At 65.5% G+C, this 23826-nt stretch carries 19 protein-coding genes and 1 pseudogene; 16 read left to right on the top strand and 4 right to left on the bottom strand.

Translation table 11 applies throughout. The annotated features are described in order from the left end of the window. Window positions 1-91: 91 nt before the first annotated feature. Both ACWDAG_RS42160 and ACWDAG_RS42155 read right to left on the bottom strand, forming a co-directional pair. Window positions 92-1108 (bottom strand): NADPH:quinone oxidoreductase family protein, encoded by a 1017-nt coding sequence (locus ACWDAG_RS42160; protein ID WP_450700861.1) that lies wholly within the window; start codon window positions 1106-1108, stop codon window positions 92-94. Between the two features lie 46 nt (window positions 1109-1154). After that, entirely contained in the window at window positions 1155-1520 is a 366-nt protein-coding gene (locus ACWDAG_RS42155; protein ID WP_450700860.1) for a MerR family transcriptional regulator, read from the bottom strand. Between the two features lie 189 nt (window positions 1521-1709). Here ACWDAG_RS42155 and ACWDAG_RS42150 point away from each other — a divergent pair, with 189 nt between their 5' ends. Next, the gene (locus ACWDAG_RS42150; protein ID WP_450700859.1) at window positions 1710-2366 is read left to right on the top strand and encodes a hypothetical protein; all 657 of its coding nucleotides are present in this window, start codon (window positions 1710-1712) and stop codon (window positions 2364-2366) included. A 48-nt stretch (window positions 2367-2414) separates the two neighbouring features. Here the strand turns inward: ACWDAG_RS42150 and ACWDAG_RS42145 are convergent. Continuing rightward, window positions 2415-3535, bottom strand: a pseudogene (locus ACWDAG_RS42145) (IS630 family transposase). A 184-nt stretch (window positions 3536-3719) separates the two neighbouring features. On the opposite strand from ACWDAG_RS42145, the gene ACWDAG_RS42140 reads away from it, so the two are divergent. From ACWDAG_RS42140 to ACWDAG_RS42070, 15 genes are all read left to right on the top strand, one after another. After that, on the top strand, window positions 3720-3959 hold the full coding sequence (locus ACWDAG_RS42140) for a hypothetical protein (protein WP_450700858.1): 240 nt from the start codon (window positions 3720-3722) through the stop codon (window positions 3957-3959). 92 nt (window positions 3960-4051) lie between these two features. Further along, window positions 4052-4519 (top strand): hypothetical protein, encoded by a 468-nt coding sequence (locus ACWDAG_RS42135; protein WP_450700857.1) that lies wholly within the window; start codon window positions 4052-4054, stop codon window positions 4517-4519. A 133-nt stretch (window positions 4520-4652) separates the two neighbouring features. Next, window positions 4653-5378 (top strand): helix-turn-helix transcriptional regulator, encoded by a 726-nt coding sequence (locus tag ACWDAG_RS42130; RefSeq protein WP_450700856.1) that lies wholly within the window; start codon window positions 4653-4655, stop codon window positions 5376-5378. Window positions 5379-5459: 81 nt separating this feature from the next. Then, window positions 5460-8228 carry an AAA family ATPase gene (locus ACWDAG_RS42125; RefSeq protein ID WP_450700855.1) on the top strand — a complete coding sequence of 923 codons (2769 nt, stop codon included), beginning with the start codon at window positions 5460-5462 and terminating at the stop codon, window positions 8226-8228. Window positions 8229-9440: 1212 nt separating this feature from the next. Next, a complete protein-coding gene (locus ACWDAG_RS42120; RefSeq protein WP_450700854.1) occupies window positions 9441-10619 on the top strand; it encodes an ATP-grasp domain-containing protein in 1179 nt (392 codons plus the stop codon). Window positions 10620-10649: 30 nt separating this feature from the next. Continuing rightward, the gene (locus tag ACWDAG_RS42115) at window positions 10650-11579 is read left to right on the top strand and encodes a peptidase (RefSeq protein WP_450700853.1); all 930 of its coding nucleotides are present in this window, start codon (window positions 10650-10652) and stop codon (window positions 11577-11579) included. 32 nt (window positions 11580-11611) lie between these two features. Beyond that, window positions 11612-12853, top strand: coding sequence for an MFS transporter (locus ACWDAG_RS42110; protein ID WP_450700852.1), 1242 nt, complete (start codon window positions 11612-11614; stop codon window positions 12851-12853). Between the two features lie 90 nt (window positions 12854-12943). Further along, complete coding sequence (locus ACWDAG_RS42105; RefSeq protein ID WP_450700851.1) at window positions 12944-14284, top strand: hypothetical protein; 1341 nt, start codon at window positions 12944-12946, stop codon at window positions 14282-14284. Window positions 14285-14332: 48 nt separating this feature from the next. Then, a complete protein-coding gene (locus tag ACWDAG_RS42100) occupies window positions 14333-15673 on the top strand; it encodes a DUF6002 family protein (protein WP_450700850.1) in 1341 nt (446 codons plus the stop codon). Between the two features lie 142 nt (window positions 15674-15815). Next, complete coding sequence (locus ACWDAG_RS42095) at window positions 15816-16901, top strand: GNAT family N-acetyltransferase (protein WP_450700849.1); 1086 nt, start codon at window positions 15816-15818, stop codon at window positions 16899-16901. After that, window positions 16879-17391, top strand: coding sequence for a thiamine pyrophosphate-binding protein (locus ACWDAG_RS42090; protein WP_450700848.1), 513 nt, complete (start codon window positions 16879-16881; stop codon window positions 17389-17391). Before ACWDAG_RS42095 ends, ACWDAG_RS42090 begins: the two co-directional genes overlap by 23 nt. Further along, window positions 17388-17957, top strand: a complete 570-nt coding sequence (locus ACWDAG_RS42085) for a thiamine pyrophosphate-dependent enzyme (protein ID WP_450700847.1) — start codon at window positions 17388-17390, stop codon at window positions 17955-17957. The genes ACWDAG_RS42090 and ACWDAG_RS42085 overlap by 4 nt, the downstream gene beginning before the upstream one ends. 89 nt (window positions 17958-18046) lie before the next feature. Next, window positions 18047-21061, top strand: a complete 3015-nt coding sequence (locus ACWDAG_RS42080; protein WP_450700846.1) for a lantibiotic dehydratase — start codon at window positions 18047-18049, stop codon at window positions 21059-21061. Window positions 21062-21070: 9 nt separating this feature from the next. Beyond that, window positions 21071-22246 carry an ATP-grasp domain-containing protein gene (locus tag ACWDAG_RS42075; protein WP_450700845.1) on the top strand — a complete coding sequence of 392 codons (1176 nt, stop codon included), beginning with the start codon at window positions 21071-21073 and terminating at the stop codon, window positions 22244-22246. Between the two features lie 66 nt (window positions 22247-22312). Then, window positions 22313-22924, top strand: a complete 612-nt coding sequence (locus ACWDAG_RS42070; RefSeq protein ID WP_450700844.1) for a hypothetical protein — start codon at window positions 22313-22315, stop codon at window positions 22922-22924. Between the two features lie 329 nt (window positions 22925-23253). Here ACWDAG_RS42070 and ACWDAG_RS42065 read toward each other — a convergent pair whose 3' ends face one another. Further along, the gene (locus tag ACWDAG_RS42065; protein ID WP_450700843.1) at window positions 23254-23709 is read right to left on the bottom strand and encodes a transposase family protein; all 456 of its coding nucleotides are present in this window, start codon (window positions 23707-23709) and stop codon (window positions 23254-23256) included. Window positions 23710-23826: the final 117 nt, after the last annotated feature.

Raw genomic sequence — 23826 nt, 5'->3', positions numbered from 1 at the left:
TCCGGTCCGGCAGCAACGGCTCGATGCGTGCCCACTGGGCGTCAGTCAACGACACACCAGACCAACGATCCGATGATCTGAAGGAAACGGCCTAGCGCCAGGGATCGAGGGCAAGCTTGCCCTGGCTCTGGCCCTCTTCGAGTTGCAGGAGCACCGCCGGTCCTTCGGCCAGGGGATGCACGTGTGGGGTGCCGGGCGGGTAAACGCCGTGGGCGATGAGCGCGTCGATCTCGACGAGCAACGACTGGTAGAGGGACGGGGCCGCGACCGCCAGCGCGCCGATGTGCAGACCCTTGATCTGAACCTGATGGGTGAAGACCAGGTCGTGTGTGGTCAGTGTGGCGTCGCCGGAAGCGGCGCCGAAGACGATGATGCGTCCTGTGAAGGGCTTGGTAACCGACAGGCTGGCCTCGAACGTGGCCTGGCCCACCGATTCCAGGACCAGGTCGACCCCGCCGGTCAGGCGGGTAATCTCCTCAGTCAGATCAGGGCGTCGGCTGTCCAGCACCTCGTCGGCGCCGAGGGCTTTGACAGCTTCGTGCTTCGCTGGTGAGGCCGTGGCGATCACCCGCGCACCGTAGTGGCGGGCGAGGCGGACCGCGGCCTGCCCGACGCCGCCGGCTGCGGCATGAACGAGGACCACCTCACCTGCCTTGATCTCACCCAGCGGCTTCAGCGCCGCCAAGGCGGTGGCCCAGTTCAGCACCAGGCCCAGGGCTTCGGCGTCGCTCCAGCCAGACGGCACGGGAAGCACACCGGCGGCCGGCATCGTCATGTACTGCGCGAAGGCGCCCGGGCCGGTTCCGACGACGTGGGTGCCGAGCGACAGCGGATTCTCGACGTCCGGGCCGACCCCCACGATCTCCCCCGCCGCCTCAAAGCCCGCCGCGTAGGGTGCCTGCGGGCCTCCTCCGTAGGTGCCGTGGGTCTGCATCACATCGGCGAAGTTGACCCCGGCGGCGCCGACGCGGATCAGGTACTCGCCGGGCCCCGGGGCGGGGCGGCGGTGATCCGTCGTGAAAGTCAGGTCCTTCGGTCCCCGGTGCGACTGCTGGACCAGTGCTCGAACGCTCTGCCCGGCGGTGTTCTGCTGTCTGTTGATCTCCATGCGACGACCGTAGGAACTTGACACTTACGTCAACGTCAAGCGGCTGTCAGAGATCAGTACGGCGGGCTTCTCGCAGGTAGGCGTCGAGTGCCGCCTGCTGATCGCTGAGAAGGGCGATGCGAGCAGCGAGCCGATCGCGATATCCCTGCACCTCGTGCAGGAACTCCGCGCACACCACGTCGGTGCCGGCATCAGATCCGTCGGTGAGGCTGGGCAGGACTTCCCTGATCAACCGCACGGGCAGCCCGGACTCCAGCAGCGAGCGGATGACGAGCACCCGATCGATCGTGGACTGACAGTAGTCACGGAACCCATTGCTGAAACGGCCAGGGACGATCAAGCCCTCATCCTCGTAGTGCCGCAACGACCGGGCACTCACGCCGCTGACTCTGGAAGCCTCGCTGATCTTCATACCTGCAGCCAACGTCCGGGAGCACCGCACTCTTCCAGCACTCGCTACGACGAGTAGACGGCCTGCTCAGGTGTCAACAACCTCATGTCCCGCAACAGCTAGTGCTGTGACCGCGAAGCTTTGCCGGGTTGCTGGGCCGGTGATCAAAAAAGGAGGGGTCGCTCCCTCCGGGCGAGGTACGGTCCTGCCATGTCCCGATCAGCCGATATTGCCCTCTCCCAGCCCCCCGTCACCGCGGACGACCCCGACCTTGCCGTGCAACTCGCTGTGGCAGTCCTTCGCGAGGCGCCCCCAGCCGCGTGGGAAGGCAAGGCCGGTTCGCTGGAATGGGACTGCTGGGAAACCGTCGAGCACCTCAGCGACGACCTCTTCGCCTACGCTGCGCAACTGGGCCCCAAAACACCGCCCTTGGATGGTGAGGTGCCCTTCGTGTGGGAGAGCCGACGGCCCGGCGGCCCAGCGAACGCCATTCACGCGGACCGCGAGGCGGGGCCCGCCGGCCTGCTGCAGGTCCTGGAAACGAGCGGTGCGCTGCTGGTCGCCATGGTGCGCACGACGCCTCCGCAGAGCCGCGCCTACCACGTCTTCGGCGTCTCGGACCCCGAGGGCTTCGCCGCGATGGGGATCGTGGAGACCCTGGTGCACACGCACGACCTGGCACAAGGGCTCGGTCTCGCATGGAGCCCGCCTGCCGATCTGTGCTCTCGGGTGCTCGCCCGGCTGTTTCCGGACGCACCGTCGCCCACGGACCCGTGGCTCACCCTCTTGTGGGCCACCGGACGCGCCGAACTACCCGGACACCGTCGTCTCACCACATGGCGCTGGGACGGCACACCCCGGGCATAGGCTCAGGCTTCGCCGCCACAAAGGAGAGGTTCGGTCGGGGTTGGCTGGTCAGGCTGCTGCTGAGATCGGTCGGCCACCCCAACGGATGCCTTTCTCGCTGCGGATGCGGGCGCGTTCCTTGCGTTCGGCGGCCCAGACGTCGTGGTGGCGGGTGTTGGCGTTGCGCCAGCGCAGGTAGGCGTGCAGGGCCTTGGTCTGCACGGTGTGGTTGGGGTGGTTGGAGTTGGCAATGGTGAACTGCCTCAGTGGTCCGAAGTGGCCTCGATCGGGTTGGCCCACGAGGCGTAGGTCGGCGTGAAGCACACTTCGACCTTGTGTTTCTTGGCCCAGCGGCGGATGTCGGCGCCCTTGTGGGCGGACAGGTTGTCCAGGATCACGTAGATCGGGGCACCGTCGGGCCGGGCGGCACGGATCGATTTCAGCGCGGCGAGCGTGTTTCCGGCGCCCTTGCGTCGCCGGTTGACGCCCCACAGGGTGTCGTCGCCGACCGAGTAGCGGCCGTGGAAGTACCGCACGCCGTGGGTGCGGTGGTAGGTGGCGGGCAGCCGGTCGGGCCGTTTGCGCTCTGCCCAGCCTGAGCCTGCGGTGGGTCGGATCCCGAGTGGGCCGAACTCGTCGAAGGCGAAGACCCGGTCAGGGAAGCGGTCAAGGACTTCCTCGATGCGGTCCAGCTTCGTCTCGCGGTCCGGGTCGGGGGATTCCTTCCACGTCTTGCTGCGCTGGAAGGTCACGCCGCGGCGGACGAGCAGGCCGCGTAACGCCTCGCGGCCGATCCGGATGACCCGGCCGTGAACTTCCCGCAGGTAGGCGACGAGTTTACGCAGCGACCAGCGGGTAAAGGGCTGGCCGAGCTTGGCGGGGCGGGTGGTGGCCGTCTGGACGACGAAGTCCTCGTCGTCACGGTTGAGCAGGCGGGGACGGCCTCCCGCCCACCGAGGGTCCAGGCAGGCCAGGCCGATCTCGTTGAACCGGTGGATCACATCCCGGACCGTGTCCTCGTCGGCCTGCACCAGCTGGGCGATCACCGGCACCCGGTTGCCGCCGGCGGAGGCCAGCAGCAGCATCGCGCGCCGGTAGCGCACCGAGTTGGTGCTGCCTCGGCGCACGATCTGCTGCAGCTTCTGCCCCTCCTGGTCGGTCAATCTGCGCACACGGACAGGCTCGGCCACCGCGCCTCCAGCAGTCGGATCGGATGTCACCGCACATCCAACCGCCACGACCACCGACCCGGCGAACCTACGCGGTCACAGCACTAGCGGCTAGGTTCACCGCCAAACGCCTTGACTGAGCCCATTCCAACTTCAGGCGAGAGCCGATCGGCGCTGTGTCATGGGCATCTCGTAGGCCCTGGCTATGACGTTCTTGGTGGTGGTGGAGGGTGATGCGGTCGGATGGCGCATCGAGCGGGATGCGCTGACAGACGCGATCCGTGCCCGGTGGTCTGAGGTCGAGATCGACTCGCTGCACCGCCGTGAAGCGCACGGCCTCGTATGGCAGTTTGAGACGGGGAACGGTCCAGGTGAGGCGTATCTGCACCAGGACGGTACCTGTCGCCGCATTTGCATGGCGCGCCGACGGCCGCGCTGGGGATGACGTCGCCGGTCGTTGTGAGCGATCCGGAATGGCTTGAGGCACGGCGTCAGGAAGTAGGGGACTCGCTGACGGGCGGGTGGAGTGAGAGCGCCTTGTGGATCAAGCTGGTCGTCCTGCTTTCGGTCTGCCTGGTCGGCATCGCCGTCGTCGGGGTGGTGATGAACACGGTGTTGCATACGACTCGCGCATGGCATGCGCCGCACGGGTGGCGCTGGAACTCCGTGGTCGCGACGATCGATGACCCGGTCAACGCCTATCTGACCGCGCATTCTTCCGGGTTGCCTCTGCCCGTCACGACGCTGCATCTGCTGTGGGTCGCCGACGGCGCGGCATTGCTTTTGATGAGCTTCCTGTTCGGCGGTTTCGGTGCGCGGACGACCTGGGTCGGGTGGGGTGCCGCCACCGTCATCATGGTGTGGTCGGGCACGCCGGGACCTGCCCGTCAGGTAGCAGTTGGCCTCGCCGTGATCGCACGGGGGCTGGCCTCGATCCCGGCGATGCGGGGTCTCAACTTGCGGTCAATCGCGTCGCAAAGCGTGATCGTCTCCAAGGACTCCTGACGTCCACATGAGGGCGGACAGCCCGCCTCCGGTGAGGCCAACCGGGACTGATCGTTCTCGCGGCGAGGTCGACGACGCTCTGCGGCTCGCCGAGGAGGCGGAGGAGATCGGCCTGCCCGCGGGAGCGCGTCCCGTGCTGGCGATCGCGCTGATCGCCCGCGGGGCAGCCGCCCTGGCCGCGGGACGGTTCGAGGAGGCGCTGGGCCACTTCCGGCGGGTACACGATCCCGCGGACCCCGCCTTCCAGGTCGCGCTGCGCCTCACGGCGGTCGGCGATCTCGTCGACGCGGCGACGCACTGCGGGCGTGGGGAAAGCGTCGTGCCGATCGTGGCGGAGCTCGAAGACATCGCTCGCGTGACCCCGGCGCCGGTGCTGCACGCCGAGCTGCGCCTGGCTCGCGCGCTCCTGGCCGGCGACGATGACGCGGCCGAGGTGTTGTTCGATGCGGCGTTGCGGGCCGACCTGGCCGCTTGGCCCCTGATCCGGGGCCGAACCCACCTGGCCTTCGGAGAGTGGCTCCGGCGTCGGCGCCGGTCCGTGGAATCTCGGGACCACCTTCGTGCCGCACGGGACATGTTCGACGGGCTGGGCGTGATCCCGTGGGGCGAGAAGGCCCGCCGCGAGCTGCGCGCGGCCGGCGAGACCAGTCGCCGCCGCGATCCGGACGCTCGCGACCAGCTGACCCCGCACGAGCTGCAGATAGTGCAGTTGGCCGCGGAGGGGTTGACCAACCGAGAGATCGGCCAGCGGCTCTATCTTTCGCACCGGACTGTCAGCTCCCACCTGCACCGGATCTTCCCCAGACTCGGTGTCGTCTCCCGTGCCGAGCTGCGGACGGTGGTCAGCGATTTGCGCTGACCACCGTCATGTGACGCTCGCTTGGCCTGTTGCGGCGCGCCTAGCGTCTGAACTGGGCGAAGCATCGCGAAGGGGGATCCCATGGTGTGGTCCGGCGTTCACCGTGCGGCGGGACCGGCGATGGTCGGTCGGCACGCGGAGCGTGCGGCGATCGGAAGGCTGCTGGAATCGGTCCGTGACGGCTTCAGCGGAGTCCTGGTGCTCACCGGCGACGCGGGAGTCGGCAAAACCCGGCTTCTGGAGCACGCCGCCGAGTCCGCCCAGAACCTGACAGTGGTCAGGCTGGTCGGCGTGGAGGCCGAGACGCGACTGGGCTACGGCGCCCTGCATCGGCTCCTGCGGCCCTACCTCGGTCGGCTGACGGCTCTGCCGCAGCGGCAGCGTGACGCTCTGAGCGCCGCGTTCGGGCTGACCGATGCTTCGCCGTCCGACCGCCATCTGGTCGGGTTGGCCTCGTTGACGCTGCTCTCGGACGCGGCCGCGGCGGCGCCGATGCTCTGCCTGGTCGACGACGTGCACTGGCTGGACCGCGAGTCGGCGGAGACCTTGGCGTTCGTGGGCCGGCGCCTGTACGCGGACTGCCTCGGGCTGCTGTTCGCCGGGCGGGACGGGACCGGCGACAACGACGTCTTCGGCGCTCTGCCCGCACTCCGGCTGGAGGGGCTCGCGGACGTGGAGGCCAGGGACCTGCTGACGGCCGGCGTGACCGGACATCTGGACCAGGCGGTCGCCGATCAGCTCGTGGCCGGCACCGGAGGAAACCCGCTCGCGCTCTTGGAGCTCGCGGTGAACCTGGGCTCGGAACAGCTGGCCGGGGTCACACCACTGCCCGAGCCGCTGCCGGTGAACCGGCAGCTGGAAGACCACTTCCGGCACGCTGCGGCGCTGCTGCCCGCCGACACCCAGACGCTGCTGCTGCTCATGGCCACGACGCCGACGGACGACCAGGCGGCGCTGTGGCGCGCCGCCGGCGCCCTGGGGCTGTCCGTCCGGTCTGCCACGCCCGCGGTCGCGGCGGGGATACTGAAGCGCGGAATCATCGCCGAATTCCGCCATCCGCTGATCCGGTCGGCGGTCTACTCGGCCGCGTCCGCCGAGGAGCGACGCAGTGTCCAGGCGGCGCTCGCCGCCACGAGCGCTCCCGAGCGTCGGGCCTGGCATCTGGCCGAGGCGACCGACGGCCCGGACGACAGCGTGGCCGCGGAGCTGGAAGCGGCCTCCGAACGAGCTCAGGCGCGTGGCGGATACTCCGAACAGGCCCTGGTCCTCACCCGGGCGGCGGAGATGACCGCCCATCCGGGCAGGCGGGCCGAGCGGTATCTCGCCGCGGCGGCGGCACACCTCACCTCCGGCAATCTGCCGGCGGTCCAGCCGCTGCTCGAACTCGCCACCCCCGACCTGACCGGACCGGTGGCCCGGGCCCGCGCGACGCGGCTGCGGGCGTCCGTCGAAATGTTCCACGCCCGCCCCCGCGAGGTGCCCGCGATGCTGCTGAACGCGGTGGCCGAGCTCGGCACCAGCGACCCCATGGTGAGCTGGGACCTGCTGCGTGAGGCGACGCACGCCGCGATCATCGGCGGTCGGATGATCACGGGGACGACGCCCCATGAGGTCGCGAAGGCCACCGCCGACGCCTGGCGTGAACCGGCGCTGCCGGCCTGGAGCCCCGATCCGCTGATAGCGGCACTGGCGCGCTCGATCGCCTACGGCTACGCGGCGGGAGCCCCGGCCCTGGCCGCGGCCCTGGACCGACTGCGCACCGCCGACGAGCTCCAGGAGCAGAACGCGTTGAGCGTCATGATCAGCGCCGCGGGCGACGAGTTGTGGGACATCGAAGCCAAGCGGGAGGTCCTCGGGAAGCTGGTGGCGGCGGACCGCCGTCACGGAGCGCTCCACGGGCTCAGCATCGCGTTGAACGCCCTCGCCACCGTGGAGATCTGGAACGGCCGGTTCGCCGCCGCCGAGAGCTGCTACATCGAGTCGAACGACTACATGACCGCGACCGGATTCAGCGAGTCGGGAGACTTCAACAAGGCCCTGCTGTACGCCTGGACCGGTCGAGAGGCCGAGCTGCGGGCCGCGGTCGCGACGATGAACGCCATGGCCGAGAACCTGGGCATCGGACTGACGTACCGGTGGATCGGCCAGGCCCTGAGCATCTTCGAGATAGGTCGCGGGCGGTACCGGGAGGCGCTCGACGCCCTGCTCGCGGTGTTCACCGACCACCCGTTGATCCTGGGCGACATCAATCTCGCCGGAATGGTCGAGGCCGGGCTGCGGGCCGGCGACCGCGAGGCCGCCGTCATGGCCATGGAGCGCATGGAGGAGCGCGCTCCGCTGGCCGGAACCCCCTGGGCGCTGGGGCTGCTCGCGCGCTGCCGGGCCCTGATGACCGACGATGACGGAGCCGAGCAGCTCTACCAGGAATCGATCGCGCAGCTCGGGAAGGTCCCGGTGGCCGTGGAGCTGGCATGGTCGCGCCTGCTGTACGGCGAGTGGCTCCGCCGACGCAGACGTCGTGCCGACGCGAGGGTCCAACTGCGGGCCACGTACGAGTCGTTCGAGTCCTGGGGAGCCGCGCCTTTCGCCGAGCGGGCGAGGGTGGAGCTGCTGGCCACCGGGGAGACGGCGCGCAAACGAACGGCCGACACCCAGTTCGACCTCACCCCACAGGAACGTCATGTGGCGGTACTGGCCGCGTCGGGATTGACCAACGCGGAGATCGCCACCCAGTTGTTCGTCACCACCTCGACCGTCGAGTTCCATCTGAGCAGGGTGTTCCGCAAGCTCGGCATCACGTCGCGCAAGCAGATCGAGCGCAAGCTGGGTGAAACCGATTCCGGCGATTGACAGCACGCCGCTGCCCGCGGCCGGCGCCGCCCGTCTGTGCAGACCAGCTCAGCGCCCGTCGGCGCGTCCTCGGCGGAGACGGCCGTGCACTACCTGCTGTCCGCCTGACGGTGTTTGACATACCTCTGCCATCTACGGCACCGCCGTAGCGTCACCACACAGCGACGAGATCACGCGCTCACACGTCCGGCCGAAGCACCCGGTTCAGACACAGGTTCTGAGCGCGAGTGGAAGATGTCCCAGGGCATCTGTGAGAGGCGCGGTGTGATCGTCGAGGAGATGGATCATGTTCTCGCACCGCCTCAATCCTGGCCGAACTCAAGGAATGGATCCAGCCCGGGCCAGGCAACAGCCAGGGGTTGACTCTCCGGCATCCGGGCATCGCAGCCGCCAGGGCCCCGACTTCATGGTCACACCGGCCTGTTGACCTTGGCTCCGGCCGGGAAGCGGTTCGCTGCCGGCCGCGCTCGGTGGCGCGCATTCAGGTTCAGTGGCGGTGGTCTGATGCCGCCGGCCGGACGCCGACACCCGGCGCCGGGCGGGCCTCACCCGGCGTCGGCGGTATCGAGCTGCCCGGGGCAGGAAAATGCCAGGCGTGGTGACGCGTGGGGTTGTTTACCGTGGGCGCCCACGACGACGACAACCACACGACAGGACCTGCTGGAGGCGCCGGAACGGGTGGTGCGGCGGTCCGCGGCATGACGGCCGCCGGCTGAACAGCGCTCGGCGGAGCGATCACCTCCGGCACTACGGGATAGGGCTCAGGGAGCTGTGCTTGGGCTATGGCCTGTCTGTCTGCCAGGTGAGCAGTCAGCCACTTGAGGGATAGAACTGGCCAACTTCCCGCATGCATCGCCTACCCCATGGCTGAACTCGAGGACTGAGTCCTTTGCACTGCACACCCTCAAAACCCTTTGCTGCAAAGAGAAACGCCACCCAGGGTCAAGCCTGCACCAAATCGAGGCGGAACCTGAGGGCCATATGTCGGCGTTGGTGGAATCTTCCAAATTGGCACGACGGGGGGTGTGCCCGATCCAAAGAGCATGCAAAAGTCGACGAAAATTCAACTATCTGCCTCGTAGGGCACAGCCTGAGATGCATACTCGGATAAGCGGGTGGCCGATCCACGCATCTAACACAGTCGGACTGGTCTGAAATAGGGGAAAGTGTTACGTGCGCGTCCTCATTATGCACGGCCCTTCTGATTCTTTCGTGCGGTATGCCGACAGCATTGACCACGAAAAACACGAGGTGACATACGTCAGCACGCCGGCTCGGAGAGCCCTTTTGCCTTCCGGGGTGCGCGCGCTCATGATTGAGCGGCCGGATGATGGGGACGTCGCGGAATCCGTTCTGTCCGCCATCGCAAAACTCCCGAAGCCTGACACGATTATTTCACTGTCTGAATTCGATCAGATACCGGCCGCTCGGGTGCGTGAGGAGTTGAAGGTACCCGGTCCGGGGATTAGCGAAGCACGTGCCGTTCGGGACAAACTAGTAATGAAGTCAGCGGTGGCGGCGGCTGGCTTGCGAACCCCTCGATTTACCTCACTGGAAGAGGCCATCAGAAATGGCCACACCTTCCTGCCCTGGCAAACAGGAACAGTGATCAAGCCGGTAGCGGGCGCCTCCAGTAAAGAGACCTACACCTTCGCATCACCATCCGAAGCGCTTGCTGCTGCCCGCGAAACAAACCTGGTGTCCAGTGCGGCTGGCTTCGAAATCGAGGAATTCATCGAAGGGAGTATTCTTCACATAGATGGCTTGCTGGCGGCAGGTGAACCAGTTGTCATTCAGGCAAGCCGCTATGTCGGCACATGTCTGGACTATGCGCGTGGCGAACCCCTGGGTTCAGTGCAAATCGAGACCGGCTCGGACCTCGTTTCCTGGGCATTGAGATGCCTGAAAGCGGTTGGCATCGAGAGTGGACCGTTTCATCTCGAAGCCATTGAAACTGAGCAGGGTCCGGTCTTTTTGGAAGTCGGGGCGCGTTGCGGAAGTGTCGGCGTTGTAGACGCCTTCGAGTTGGCTACTGGCATCCGGCTGCCTAGCGCCGCCGTCCGCCTGCAGGTCGAAGGCGTGTCCTCGCTGCCGAGACCGCGCGTCGCGGGCCCCGAGGAACGCTATGGCTGGTTCGTTGTTCCAGGACACACGCTCGGGTCCGCGTACTGCAGGATCAGCGGAGAGCAGGAATTTCGGCGCAATCCGATCGTGCGCCATTGGGAGCAGCGCAGAGCGGACGAACCACTCAAAGCCACCGTTTCCTACGCGTACGGAAACGTTCCGGTCGGCGGCTTGGTCGGACCCGCCTCCAGCCCCGTTCTGGAGCGGTTCATCAGCGAGCTATTCGAGTCGGTGCGGGTCGAGCCGGCGTCCCGCCCCTCCCGGTAGGAGCGAAGTCGAGTTTTCTTTGGAGGTTCCGTGAGTAAGACGCAAACTCTGTACAGTGCGACACGAGAGCAGTTAAGCGAGCTTGGGCTACCGGAGAGCGACCTCGAACCGGCTGATTCACCCTTGACGTTTCCCGACGGAGGTCACTTTCGGATAGAAGTCCCCACGGTTAATTCTGCCGAAGCAGCCTCGCGGCTTCTGGCAGAGAGCAGTCGGCGGGGACTCACGATCAACCGAATTACCGAGACGTTCGGCATGTTCCGTCACACAGCTGACGAAGTGCGGCGATATGTGGAACTCGGGCACGAGTACGGCGCTGAAATCCTCATGTCGATCGGTCCCCGCGCCCCCTACGACATCGGCGGTGGCGTACAGACTCCGGAAGGAACAAGGATCGGGTACCGCCTACGCGGGCAGGAGCAGGTGGTGCGCGCACTGGAGGATGTAAAGCGCGGGCTTGAGCTCGGAGTGCGCAGATTCGTTGTCTACGACGAAGGCCTGCTTTGGGTACTCAGCCGCCTCCGGGCAACCGGGCAACTGCCCGCTGATATGCACCTTAAGGTGTCAGCACACTGTGGTCACGGAAATTGTGCGTCTGCGCAGATGCTGGAAATGCTGGGTGCGGACAGTTTTAATCCGGTCCGCGACCTTACACTCCCGATGATCGGCGCCATCCGGGCAGCAATCTCGATCCCCATAGACGTGCATGTGGACAACCCTAAACTTTCTGGAGGGTTTGTTCGCACTTTTGATGCCCCTGAGTTCGTTAGGGTAGCTGCTCCGGTCTATCTCAAGACGGGAAACAGCGCATTGGAGGGACACGGCATGAAGCCGACCGTGGAACAGATAGACGACATACTGGCGCAGGTCGAGATCGTCTCCGAATTCCTGGACAAGTATCGCCCCCAGGCATGTCAGTCACCCGCCGAAAAGAACATCGTGCACGATCACCAGTACTGATGGGAACCCTGCGTCCCAGGAAGTCGAAGGGCGTGAGTTTGGCACCGACAGATGAGAGGGCGCAGTCGGAGCCGGTGCGATTGGGGGGCAGCTTCTGGCGTCTGTGGTGGGCCAACGCGATCAACAGCGTCGGCGACGGGGCATTCACTGCTGCGATGCCTCTGCTCGCGGTGACCGTCACCAAGGACCCGCAGCAGATCGGAATCATCTCAGCCGCTGCCTACCTGCCGTGGCTAATAGTCTCCCTGCCAGCCGGAGCCATCGTCGACCGGCAGGACCGGGCAACACTGATGTGGCGTTGTCAGGCCTTCCAGGCAGTGATCGTCACTGCAGTGGCTGCTGCGACGGCGGTCGACAAGGTGTCTGTTCCAGCACTGGCCACGGCCGGCTTCTTGCTGGGTAGCGCCCAGGTAGTCATCACCAACGCTGCCCAGTCCATCTTGCCGCAGGTCGTTCCACCGAAGCTCCTGCAGCGCGCCAACAGCAATCAGTACGTCATCCAGACTGTGGGTGAAGCCTCTATCGGTCCACCGCTTGGCAGTCTCCTCTTCGCTGCCGCGGCCGCCCTGCCGTTCGGGGTGGATGCGATGTCCTTTGTCCTGTCAGCCGCCCTATTGGCCAGCCTGCCTGGTCTCACCGTTCCGACCACCGGACGTTCAGCGATGCGGACGGAGGTGGCCGAGGGGCTGCGCTGGCTCGGCCGGCACAGACTTCTGCGCACGCTCGCTGTGCTCTTGAGCGTGAACACCTTCTGCAACCGGCTGGGATTCGCGACCCTTGTCCTGTATGCCACCCAGACCCTCCGGCTCAGTGATCGCCAGTACGGCCTGATGCTCGTGGGCGAAGGTGTGGGCAGCATCATCGGCGGTCTGGTCAACGTGTGGATCGCCCGACGCCTGGGCTCCATACCGGCCTTCATTCTGGCCCTGGGTGCAAATGCGGCCGTCTACGCTGCGATGGGGCTGGTAGGCAACGGCGCCACCCTCGCGGTCATGCTCGCTCTGTGCGGCTTCGTGATCACTGTTTCCAGTGTCGTCACGGTCAGCTTGCGTCAGCAGCTCGTTCCCGGGCCACTGCTGGGACGTGTCAACAGTGTCTTCCGCATGCTCGGCTGGGGACTCATGCCACTCGGCGCGGTGGCCGGTGGCTTCGTGGCGCAGCACCTGGGACTGCGAGCGCCCTTCTTTTTCGCGGGAGGAATCCGCGTTCTCGTCCTGCTGGCTGCCCTGCCGATCCTCCTCGCTGAGCTTCGCTCTCTGGCGGAGGACATCTAACGCCGATTTGCACGACGTACCGCCGACAACCCCCTATGCATCGCATTCGATGCTTGAGCACAGGTGCCATAACGGAAAGGACAGTCATTCATGAGTTCCTCCTCTGCTGGCTCGTGGTTCGGCGAGTACCGGCCAAGGACGGGTGGCCCGTCACCTACGCAACTGGCCGCGACCTTTGAGAATGATCTGTCGGAAATCGCCAGGACTCGCTTTCCGCGTGCGTTCGAACCGATGACAGTACCTCTCCAGTCATATCGGGAACTGCTCTGGGCCACCCAGCGTGTACTGGAACTCCAGCGCAGAGCAGTCATCGAACTGGCACCGGATTCCGCCGGCCGGGTGGAGGCACTGAAAGCCGACCCGGCGGATCTTCCACGGCTGGGCATGGACGAGGCCTTCGAGGCCGCCCATGCCATCGACTTCTCACGCGCTGATGTAGTCGTCGCTGAGGACGGGCCGAAGTTCGTCGAGTTCAACGTGGGCGCTGGCGTCGGCGCACAGTTGGAGTTCGAACTCGAGCGCAGAATCTGGCGCGACGTGAGCCGGGAGACCGGCGAGCCGGAGCCGACGGCCACCAGCCTCTACGAACTCATCGCAGGACTCGTCACACGCACGTGTGCCGACCTGCGCATCGAGCCATCTGTCCTCCTGGTCGGTGCGCTGGACGATCCCGCCAAGACGACACGATACTTCGATACGCAGATCAGGCTGCTGGGCGAGTTCGGCGTCCAGGCGCGCTTCGCAGACTTGAAGACCCTGCTGGGCGAGGAAAGCCGGTACACCGGCTCCGCGGCCCGGCTCGGCATCGTGCAGTTCGCGGAGCGCGAAGCCAACAACTGCGGCTGGGATATGTCACCGCTGGTGAAGGCCACCCAGCAGGGTTTGATCGCGCTGCCGTCGCAGACCGCCAGGCTGGTGGACTCCAAGAAGGTTCTGGCTCTGCTGTCCGCCGGACTCCCCTGGATGTCCCAAGAGGATCACGAAGTTGTGCGGCGCTACGTGCCCTGGACTCGGATCGTCGCCGACCGACAGGCCGACTGGAGGGGCAGAAGCCACCAGCTCCCGCGGCTGCTGATCGAGCAGCAGGAACACTTCGTACTCAAGGGTGCCGCCGGGTACTCGTCGCAAGAGGTGTTCTTCGGGCTGAGTACTCCCTCCGACGAATGGGAACGACTCGTCGCCTCGGCCGTTCAATCCGAGTACTACGTGGCGCAGGAAGTAGTCATGCCGGTACGCCACCCGATACAGGCGCTGCTCGATGAAAACGGCAACACAGAGGACGTCATGGCGAATCCGCGTATCTCCCCCTTCTGCGTCGGAGGCGTGGCAACCGGATGCTCCATGCGATTCAATCCGACCGATCAGATCGGACCAGTGACCCGGCCCTATGGGGCCTGGCCCGGCGTGCTGCTCGGAGCTGGCGGCAGCTGACCGAACCGCCGTAGCGCATCGGAATTCTCAGAGAGAGGTGACTCATCAGTGATTCTGGAAAACGCCCTGGCCCACTACTATCCGCAGGTCCAGACCGCACTTCACACCCTTCTCGACGGCCCGGACCCTGACGGCGGTGACGATTTCTCACCAGGCCCCCAGCTCCCCGAGATGACAACCGCCGTGCGAGAGTATTTGAGCGTGTCCGAGGTGGCTTTCGCGCCGATGGCCGAGTATCGGGGACGCTCACTGTCCCTGCTCGACCTCACACGCAACCCCGCCACGATGACGACGAAGACGTTCGCATCGCTCGTGATGGTCGCGCGTGCAGTTCGGTTCATTCAGCAAACCGGTCAACGAATCACGATCATCACCCCCTCCTCGGCCAACAAGGCCACGGCGCTGCGGGATGCCGTGCTGCGGGCGATCAACTGTGGCCTGGTTGAAGCCGACCAGCTCAACGTCATTGTTGTCGTGCCGTCGGGCTCGGTCCACAAGTTACGGTCCTCAGATCTCTTCACCACTCCCGACCTGCGATCCCGAAATCCCATCGCGGTGTACGACGGTACAAATCCGGAGGGAGTCAAAGCGATAGCTCGCGGCGCCGTCGACCGATACCGGCGCGCACTGGAGCGGGAACTCAACACCAAGCTCTGGTACACCCTGAAGCTGGAAAACTACCTGGCCGGAGACGTGGTCCGGGCTTGGGCAGAGGCCGATCACTTCGCGCCCAATGCTGGCGAGGACCGGCTCCACGTGCATGCTGTCTCCAGCGCATATGGCCTGCTCGGACACGCCTACGGACGTTCCATGGCGGTCCCGCGGGACGGAGTACCTCCGCACTACTTCCTCGTACAGCACCTCGGCGCGCCCGACATGGTTCTGAGCCTGTACGAAGGCAGCGAGGCCGGCCGAGTCCCGGACTATGTTCGTGATCCCGAGACCGGCAGGTACACCCAGCGCAACAACCCGCACTTCCCCAACGTCACGTTCGATCCGACCGAGGTTCTCGACACGACCTTCTATTCAAGGCGGCCGGTGACCTCACCCCGGATGAACGCCCTCATCAACGCACAGGGCGGAGGCGGAATCGTGGTGAGCCTCGCTGAATGCCTCGAGCGCTATGCGCAGGTGCGCAACCTGCTCGAAGTGGCCGGGCTGCGGCTCCCCGCCAACCCCACATCCGTCCTTGAGTGGTCGCTCAACATGGCCATGACCGGCGTGCTCAACGCCATCGACCGGGAACTCATACCCGAGCGGGACATCGTGGTGCACGGCTCCGGGTCATACTCCCGGACCGACTTCGAGGGCATACCCCTGCGTGATCTCCACAAGGTGGACGACGAGAACGCCCTACGCGACCTCGTAATCAAGGCAACGGCACCCTGACATGAGGGGAAGCCAGAAGATGACCTCACAGCTGCCCAGTGGCGCCCCACTGGCCTCACGTGTACCGCTGCTGCAGCGGATCCGTCTGCACACCAACTACGCGTGGCGCAACAGCGGACATCCGCTGCTGACCCGGCTCCGAGTGGCCTGGGACACCAGAGACGGGGCGCGGTTCCCGGCAATCCGGTCGGACACCGGCGGGGTCTCCATTTCATACTCAGGAGTCCCCGAAGGAGTCGCCTACACGCTCGAATTCACAGAGCAGCGCCGTGAATCAAATGCAGAAGAGACCGCCCAGCGGAAGGAGGCGACGTTGCTGGGCCGGGACCTGAGGATGCCGGACCGGCTGCCGGACGCCGACATCGTCATCGTCGGTACGAGTAGCGAAAAAGCCCGGAAACTACCCTCGAGTGCATCGCTCATCATGCCGATCCGGGTCCACTTCCTGCTTGACTTCGACCAGGACTACGAGGTGCTTCACGCACAAGCCTCGAAAGGAGCCCGGCGTGACTTCCGGCAGAAGTCACGCCAGAACGACTGGTCCCTCGGCATCGAACGGGACCCCGCTTGGTTCGAATACTTCTACGACCGGATGTACCGCGCCACGATGTTCGAGCGGTACGGGCCGCGCGCCCGCACCGAGGGCAGGGACTCGGCATATGAATGCCTCTTCCGGTCGGGAGTGCTGTTCTACCTCACCATGGACGGCAAACGGATGGCCGGACACCTGTGCCACTGGGACCCCCGCTCCCGGATACTGACTTCCCGGCTGCTCGGCGTCCTCGACGGCGCCGAGGAGTACTACGCGGCCGGGGCGCTCAAAGTGATGTACTTCCTGATGATCGAGTGGGCTGCCCGGCACGGTGTGCGGCGTCTCGATTTCCAGGGCACGGAGGCCTTCCTCAGCAAGGGTACCTACCAGATGAAGCGTCGCTTCGGGACCCGCGTAGCACTGCCTCCGAACCACTTCGGGAGGAAACGCCTTTGGTTCCAGATCCGCCGGGACACCCCCGCAGTACGAGACTTTCTTGTCAACAACCCTCTGCTCACCGAAGCGGCCGACGGAACACTGGAGGCTGTCTATTTCCACGACGCGCGACGACCACTTCGAGTCGACTATCGCGCCGAGTCTCCCGGAGTCGCCCGCGTTCACCACGTCGACCTTGATGCGTTCCTCGCCGGGATCCAGAAGGGAGGAAGGAACCATGACCGCATCAGTCGGCACTGACCGCGCCGCGGCCCTTTCCACCGCCCTCCGGCATCAGGGTTTCTCTCCCTACTTCGGAACGCCCTGCGGCATCCTCGCACCGCTCTACGAACTACTGGAGTCAACGGGCGGACTCACTACGGTCGTACGCGAGGACAACGCGGTCGGCGTGGCAACCGGCAGCGCCATGGCGGGACACAGCCCTGTGGTGCTGATGCAGAATTCCGGGCTCGGTCAGTCCGTGAACGCCCTCGCCTCGCTTGTGGTCCCCTATCAAGTGCCCCTGCTGTTCATCGTCGGCATGCGGGGCACGGACGAAGACCGGACTAGCGAGAACGAGGTGATGGGGCGCCTCACGGAACCACTACTCAGCGCGGCAGGCATCCCAGCCGCGCGCCTGAGCGGACAGCTCCTGGAGGAGCAAGTCGCCTGGTGCCGCAGGATCGTCGTGGAGCAGCGAAAGCCCGCGGCCCTGCTGATCCCCCCAGCAACTTTCGGGTGGCATCAGTGAACAAAAAGGATGCCATCAGCACCGTGATCCGCGCCACAAGCGAGGAGCCGATCATCTTTACCACCGGCTTCTCTTGCCGGATCGCCAGAAGCATCGCTGACCGAGACAATCACTTCTATATGACCGGCAGCATGGGCCTCGCAGCCGACATCGGCATAGGCGTCGCGCTGCATTCCAGGCTTCCCGTAGTCGTCGTCGACGGTGACGGCAGCCTCGCCATGAACCCCAGCTGTCTTCTCACCGCCGGCTCCCTGCCCGACCTGCACCTGCTGCACCTGCTGCTGGATGACCGCAGTTACGAGTCCACAGGAGGACAGAACGTCCCGTGCGAGCACGTCGACTTCAGTGCCCTTGCGCAGGCGGCCGGATACGCAAAGGTTGAGCACGTGGACAACGTAGGAGACTTCGAGGACGCATTGACGTCGAGCCTCACATGTTCGTCACCTGTATTCATCCATTGCGCACTGACATCGCCGGGGACGACGCCCCCGCCGCCCCGCATCGACATGGAGCTTGACGAGGTGCACCACCGGTTCTCCAGCCATCTGCGGCAGGTGGTGCGGTGATACGCACGGTCTTTCGGGAACCGGAATTCGCGGTGGCCCGACTGTCCCTGCTGACAGCCACTGCACCAACGCCCCCTCCCCCCGAGGACATGGAGGACCTCGAGCAAGCGCGGGCGTACCTCACGGCAGTCGCCGACGACGCTGCGGTACGCGAAGCAATCGCCGTCTCCAGCCTCCCCCTGGACCGGACACTTCAGAGGGCCGCGGCAGGTGAGGTCGTGAAGCCGAAACAACTCCGCCGAGGCGCCGCGTCCGCGCTGCGATACGTGAAGCGCATGCAGCGTCGGGCGACCCCATTCGGCCTCATGGCGGGCGTGGCCCCGGCGACCTTTGCGGACTCCTCCGAGGTCCGCATCGGTGCGCGCCACCACAAACACGTCCGCCCCGATCTGGCCTGGCTGATTCACGTGATCCGTGATCTCAACCGGGATCCGGCGGTACGCTCCCACCTGCGTGTGACCGCCAACGATCTGTGTTACGTGAGGGGCGATCGTCTGATCGTGCCCCCTCTCCTCGTGGCGGAGGACGAAGACGAGGGCCACACATGCGAGATGAGCATTCCGTATACCCCGGCGGTGCGTGCCGCGATGGACTGTGCCCGAATGCCGGTCCTCTTCCGGGAGTTGGCCAGCCAAGTCACCGCGGCCTGCCCCGCTGAGGATGAAGACCGAGTCGAACAGCAACTGGGCGAATTGGTCGACCAGCAGATCCTGCTCACCGAACTGCATCCGCCGCTCACGGATCCAGATCCTCTCGGGCATGTACTGAGGACACTCACCGCCACCGGCCGGACGGCTCTGCAGGAACCGCTCGGCGCGATCGCCGATGCTCTCGATGACTACGCTGCATCCCCCATCGGCAGCGGTTATTCCCAGCTGCAGGCCGCGGCCAGGCAGATGCGCGACATCCATCCAAGTGACCGACCCTTGCACGTCGATCTCGGGATGGACGCAGCCATTGTGCTGCCGCGTATGGTGGCAACCGAGATGGCGGATGCCGCGTCACTGGCATGGCGTCTGGCACCGCCGCCATCTCGCCCGTTAGCCGCGTACCACAGGCTGTTCCTGGAGCGCTACGGACTACGCGGCCTGGTCCCGGTCCGGGAGCTGCTGGATCCACATGTGGGACTGGGTGTTCCATCTCCGGCATCACCAGGCCGACGCATTAATCCGCACTCCGATGAGCTGACTGCTGAGCGCGACATCGAGATGTGCCGTCTCGCCCAACGTGCCGCTGCCCGCAGCGAGACTGAAGTACTGATCGACGAGGACGTAGCCGACCGTCTGGCCCACCCACGAAAGCGGGATGCCGGCGCCTATATCGAACCCGTGGCAAGGCTTTTCGCCAGATCGGAAGAAGGCCTTGCAGCGGGCGACTTCCGGCTCGTGCTCTCATCGATGAACTACACGAGGCCGGGGGCGATGTTCGGCCGCTTTTTGCATCTGCTGCCCAAGTTGCGCGACCCGTTCGCGCGCTGCGTCGACGACCTCACCGCCACCTGGTCGCCGGCGACTGCAGCTCACCTCGTCGCCCCCACGATCCCCGCTCGCAGCGCCAACGTCGCGCAGGTACCTCGCCTCACACCGGACACACTGGTGCTCGGGGCGTTCGCCGACACCGCAGACCCGCAGGTACTGAGGCTGGATGACCTGGCCGTGGGTGCGCACCACGACCGCCTCTACGTGGTCTCCCTGCGCAGCGGGGAGGAGGTCGTACCGCTGCCCTTCAACGCCAATGAGATGCGGACGACGGCCCCTGACCCGGTCCGAATGCTGTTCCAGATCGGTGCCTTCCGCACTCCCAAGTGGTCGATGTGGAGCTGGGGGACGGCCGCTGAACGGCTTCCGTTTCTACCGCGGATCCGTTACGGGCGTACCATTCTGGCCTCGGCGCGCTGGCTGCCCGATCAGCGACTCACCGACCCGACGCTGGACCGGACACAGTGGCGGCACCTGCTTGATCAATGGCGCGAGGAGTGGAGGGTTCCAGACCGGGTCGAGGCCGCTTGCGCGGACCAACTGCTGCCGCTGGATCTCCGCTCGGCCGCCGATGTCCACATCCTCCACGAGCAACTGCTCCGCACTCCTGGCACAGTCGTGAGAGAAGAACCCCTGGGCGGGGCCTACGGCACAGGGTGGGCCGGTGGGCGCGCATGTGAACTGGCAGTACCGCTCGTCCCCACAGAGCAGCGCATCCACCCGGCCACTCGTACCACGTTGCCCCTGAGCACCGTGATTGACCCCGCAAAGACCCGGCAGGTTCATCGACCGGGAGGCGACTGGCTGTGCTTGAAGGTATACGCGGCCGCAGACAGGCACGACGAAATCCTCGCCTGCGAACTGCCCTCACTGCTGAGGCAGGCCGCATCGCTGACCGACCGATGGTTTTACATCCGCTACCAGGACGACGAACCTCACCTGCGCATCCGCTTTCACGGCACATCAGCCAGGCTGAACTGCGAACTGTTTCCGGCGGTACACCAATGGGCCGACCGGCTCGCCGCAGCAGGCGGACTGCGTGAGCTTCTGCTGGACAGCTACCGTCCAGAGATCGCCCGTTATGGCGGACCCGAGGCGATGGAAGCTGCGGAGTTGGTGTTCTGTGCGGACTCAAGGGCATCCGTGCAGCAGCTCCAACTGAGAGACAAGGGCGTTCTCAAGCTGCCGACCGAAGTCCTCCTGGCGGCAAACCACATGGACATGGCATCGCGACTCATCGGGGAAGGCTGGCAGGACTGGCTGCTGAACGCCTATCCCAAAGGCGCACATCACCACGTGTTCCAGCGATACCGGAACGAAGCCGTGACGCTCCTCGCTCCCCTCGCCTCCGGCATCGGTCTGCCGAGGACGCAGGCTGCGGAACAGCTGACGCGGATCTGGGACCAGCGAGCCGCCGCCCTCACGCACTACGGCGACCTCATTCGGGACACGTTCGCCGCAGGACGCCTCGGCACCGCACCCGTCCCGTTCCGCAGCGTCCTGCACATGCATCACAACCGGCTGGGTGGGATGGATTCGGAAACCGAGCAAGGCTCCTACGCGATTGCGCGAGGCGTGCTGCAGACCGTCGCCGACCAAAAGCGGCACCTGGACAAGGAGAGTTGAGGGGCACGAATGGGGACCATGATCGTGCTGGGCCATCGGCCGGGGCTCACCAAGGCCATCGAGCGTCGAGGGCTGAAGCCCTTCTACATAGTCGAGAAATACAAGGAGGCGTTGCGCGGGAGTCGCGTACAGCGGGTCCACAATCTTGAGGACGGTCAAGAAGTCATGCGCTCCCTGCTCAGCGCGGACCTCGACGACGTCCACGGAGTCGTAACCGCTCACGAACAGGGCGTCTTCACCGCCGCGTTGCTCCGCGACCACCTGCGGCTCCCCGGAGATGGTGACTACGCACTCGCCCTTCGGTTCCGTGACAAGTATCTGCAGAAAGCCGCACTGCCGTCTGGGATACGGCGCGCGAACTGCAGGTACGTGGACACCGGCACCAGCTATGCGATGCTCGCTGCGGAGCTCGGCGTCCCCTTCGTCATCAAGCCCGCCAACGGCTTCGCAGCCGCCGGAACGGCGAAGATCCTCTCGCAGTCGACGTTCGACGAATACCTTCGCGGACAACCACGCGACTCGGACGTGGCGCTCGTGGCGGAGTCCTATGTTCCCGGTGACGAACTCCACGTCGACGGCGTATGGCGCGGCGGCCGAATTCTGTGGAACTCCGTCGCTCGATACCACGAACCGCCCATGAACACGCACGACGGCGCCATACTCGCCTCCCAGATCCTGTCTCCGACAGAGCACCCCGATCTGGTGGCTCGCGCCGGCAAACTAGCGACCGAAGCCCTGGGGGGTCTCAAAGCTCCGGACTGTGTGTTCCATCTGGAAGCCTTCCACTCTGACGGGACGCTGGTCTTCGGAGAGTGCGCCGCCCGACTGTCGGGTGCGCATCTACCGGAAATCGTCGAGCTGACCTACGGCATCAACCTGTACGACTCCGCTGTCAGCCTCGCGCTCGGCGAGGATGCGTCCCCCCACCTGATCCCCCAAGAACCCGCCGAATACTTCGCGTACGTATACCTTCGACGCTTCCCTGGCGTCACTGTGACGAAAGCGGACTTTGAGAAGCACTTCACGTGCCACGAACTCAGCTACCAGGACGACAATACTGGCCGCACAGGCTACTACGGGCGCGTCGGCCATGCTCTCGTCTCTGCTCCGTCCAACGCTCAATTGACGTATCTGATCAACCGGATGACGGAGTTCAATGCGCGCGGACATTTTCCTGAAGGGTGATACGGGTGTAAGCCGCCGGGCCAGGTCGCTGTCATGCCCCCTCAGCGCAGCTGGCACAGTGTCAACATGGAGCAGCAGGAACAGCACATGTCAGTTCGGCTCGTGGTTGTGGACCCCCAGCTCAGGACGCAATGCCGCCAGGTCGAAGAACAATTGCTCACACCCATGGCCGAATCCAACCGCACCGGACGTGATGGCAGGCAGTTCCAAGACGCACTTGCGGCCTTCCGACGCATCCAGGAAGTACTGGCCGAAGCCGTCACACGAGGACCACGGGTGTGGACACCGAACGGGAAGTGGGAACACGAAGGATTGCGCACCGCCAACATGGCCACGGCAGACATTGACATGCTCTACGCACTGCTGCGTCGGCTGTCGGCGGCTCTTTCGGCGCCGCCAGTGCCTTCCGACCAGGCAGACCTCTTGGCTGCCGTTGGAAGCGGCGGCTCCTCACCAGAAGGGAATGCGGTCAGTCTCGTCGGCGCATTGGCGCGTGTCCTCTCGCTGGTGGACCTGACACCCGACGCCGATACGCTCATCCTCCTTGCAGCGATCCAAGCATCCGACGAAGAGAACGTACGCCTCACCTATGCCCAAGAAGATGCCTGGCAGCGCCTCGCCCACCGGGTCACGATGCTGCTGACCGAGTCCCCTCCCCTACACCGTTTTCTTTACTAATGGGAAAATGGCGACGTGTGAAAATGAATGAGAAAGCACCGAATTCATCATCCAGGGCTCCTCGGCCGCACGTACCGGATTCGCTGGGCAGGCTGATAGGATTCACGCGGGCTGCTGTCTTGCTTTATCTCGATGAGCCAAACAGCACATCAGATCTCGTCGCTCAGACCGGCCAGGTAATTGGGTCGGTGAGGCGGCATCTGAAAATTCTCCTTGATGCCCGCCTGATACATCGGCGAAGGGCTGGTCGCGTCGTCTTCTACCACCGAACCGATATTGGCAACATATTAGTGAATGCTCAGATGGATCGGCCCAGCAATGAGGACTGTTCAGGGCTGTAGGTATCGGATCTCTTGGCGCACTCGTCGGCGTCTTCGGGCTGTTCCACCAGCAGCGTCCGCAGCGGCAGCACCCTGTCCCACCGGCGCTGTATCCAGCGCGTCGCCGTCGATGCGTTGGAGGACACGACGCACGGTGGCCTCGGCCGGGGCGACGGGGCCGGGGGCCGGCTCCCGGCATGGGCCACGAGCCGGGCCAGGACGTTGGGCGGGGCGTCTTGCGGCCCGCTCCGCGATCGCGGCCAGGGACTTCGCTCCGGCCAGGACCGCGCACGCGGCCAGGGAGAGGACGAAGGCGAGCGGGTGGCGTCGGCCCTGGTCCCGGCGGGGATCGGGCACCTGAGCCAGGCAGGTCAGCAGGCCGGGGAGGTCATCGGGGACGGTCGGCGCGGTGTCGGCGAGTTGGCCCAGAGCGCGCGGGATGAGCGAGGATGAGCAGGCAGACACGGTCTTCCGCCATGGTGATCAGGGACTCGACACCTCATGATCACCGGAAGTCGTGCCTGCCTCCGCGTCAGCCCCCGTCGACCACCCCGCAGTCCTGCCCCAGCTCCTGAAGCCCCA

It is taken from the genome of Streptomyces sp. NPDC001157 (assembly GCF_053598255.1).
This window is presented reverse-complemented; position numbering and strand designations above follow the sequence as displayed.

Bases quoted from the DNA above. Each gene is read 5' to 3' on its own strand.
- ACWDAG_RS42125 (WP_450700855.1), top strand. From the start codon at position 5,460: ATGGTGTGGTCCGGCGTTCACCGTGCGGCGGGACCGGCGATGGTCGGT.
- ACWDAG_RS42160 (WP_450700861.1), bottom strand. From the start codon at position 1,108: ATGGAGATCAACAGACAGCAGAACACCGCCGGGCAGAGCGTTCGAGCA.
- ACWDAG_RS42075 (WP_450700845.1), top strand. From the start codon at position 21,071: ATGGGGACCATGATCGTGCTGGGCCATCGGCCGGGGCTCACCAAGGCC.
- ACWDAG_RS42155 (WP_450700860.1), bottom strand. From the start codon at position 1,520: ATGAAGATCAGCGAGGCTTCCAGAGTCAGCGGCGTGAGTGCCCGGTCG.
- ACWDAG_RS42105 (WP_450700851.1), top strand. From the start codon at position 12,944: ATGAGTTCCTCCTCTGCTGGCTCGTGGTTCGGCGAGTACCGGCCAAGG.
- ACWDAG_RS42080 (WP_450700846.1), top strand. From the start codon at position 18,047: ATGGAGGACCTCGAGCAAGCGCGGGCGTACCTCACGGCAGTCGCCGAC.
- ACWDAG_RS42070 (WP_450700844.1), top strand. From the start codon at position 22,313: ATGGAGCAGCAGGAACAGCACATGTCAGTTCGGCTCGTGGTTGTGGAC.
- ACWDAG_RS42090 (WP_450700848.1), top strand. From the start codon at position 16,879: ATGACCGCATCAGTCGGCACTGACCGCGCCGCGGCCCTTTCCACCGCC.
- ACWDAG_RS42150 (WP_450700859.1), top strand. From the start codon at position 1,710: ATGTCCCGATCAGCCGATATTGCCCTCTCCCAGCCCCCCGTCACCGCG.
- ACWDAG_RS42140 (WP_450700858.1), top strand. From the start codon at position 3,720: ATGACGTTCTTGGTGGTGGTGGAGGGTGATGCGGTCGGATGGCGCATC.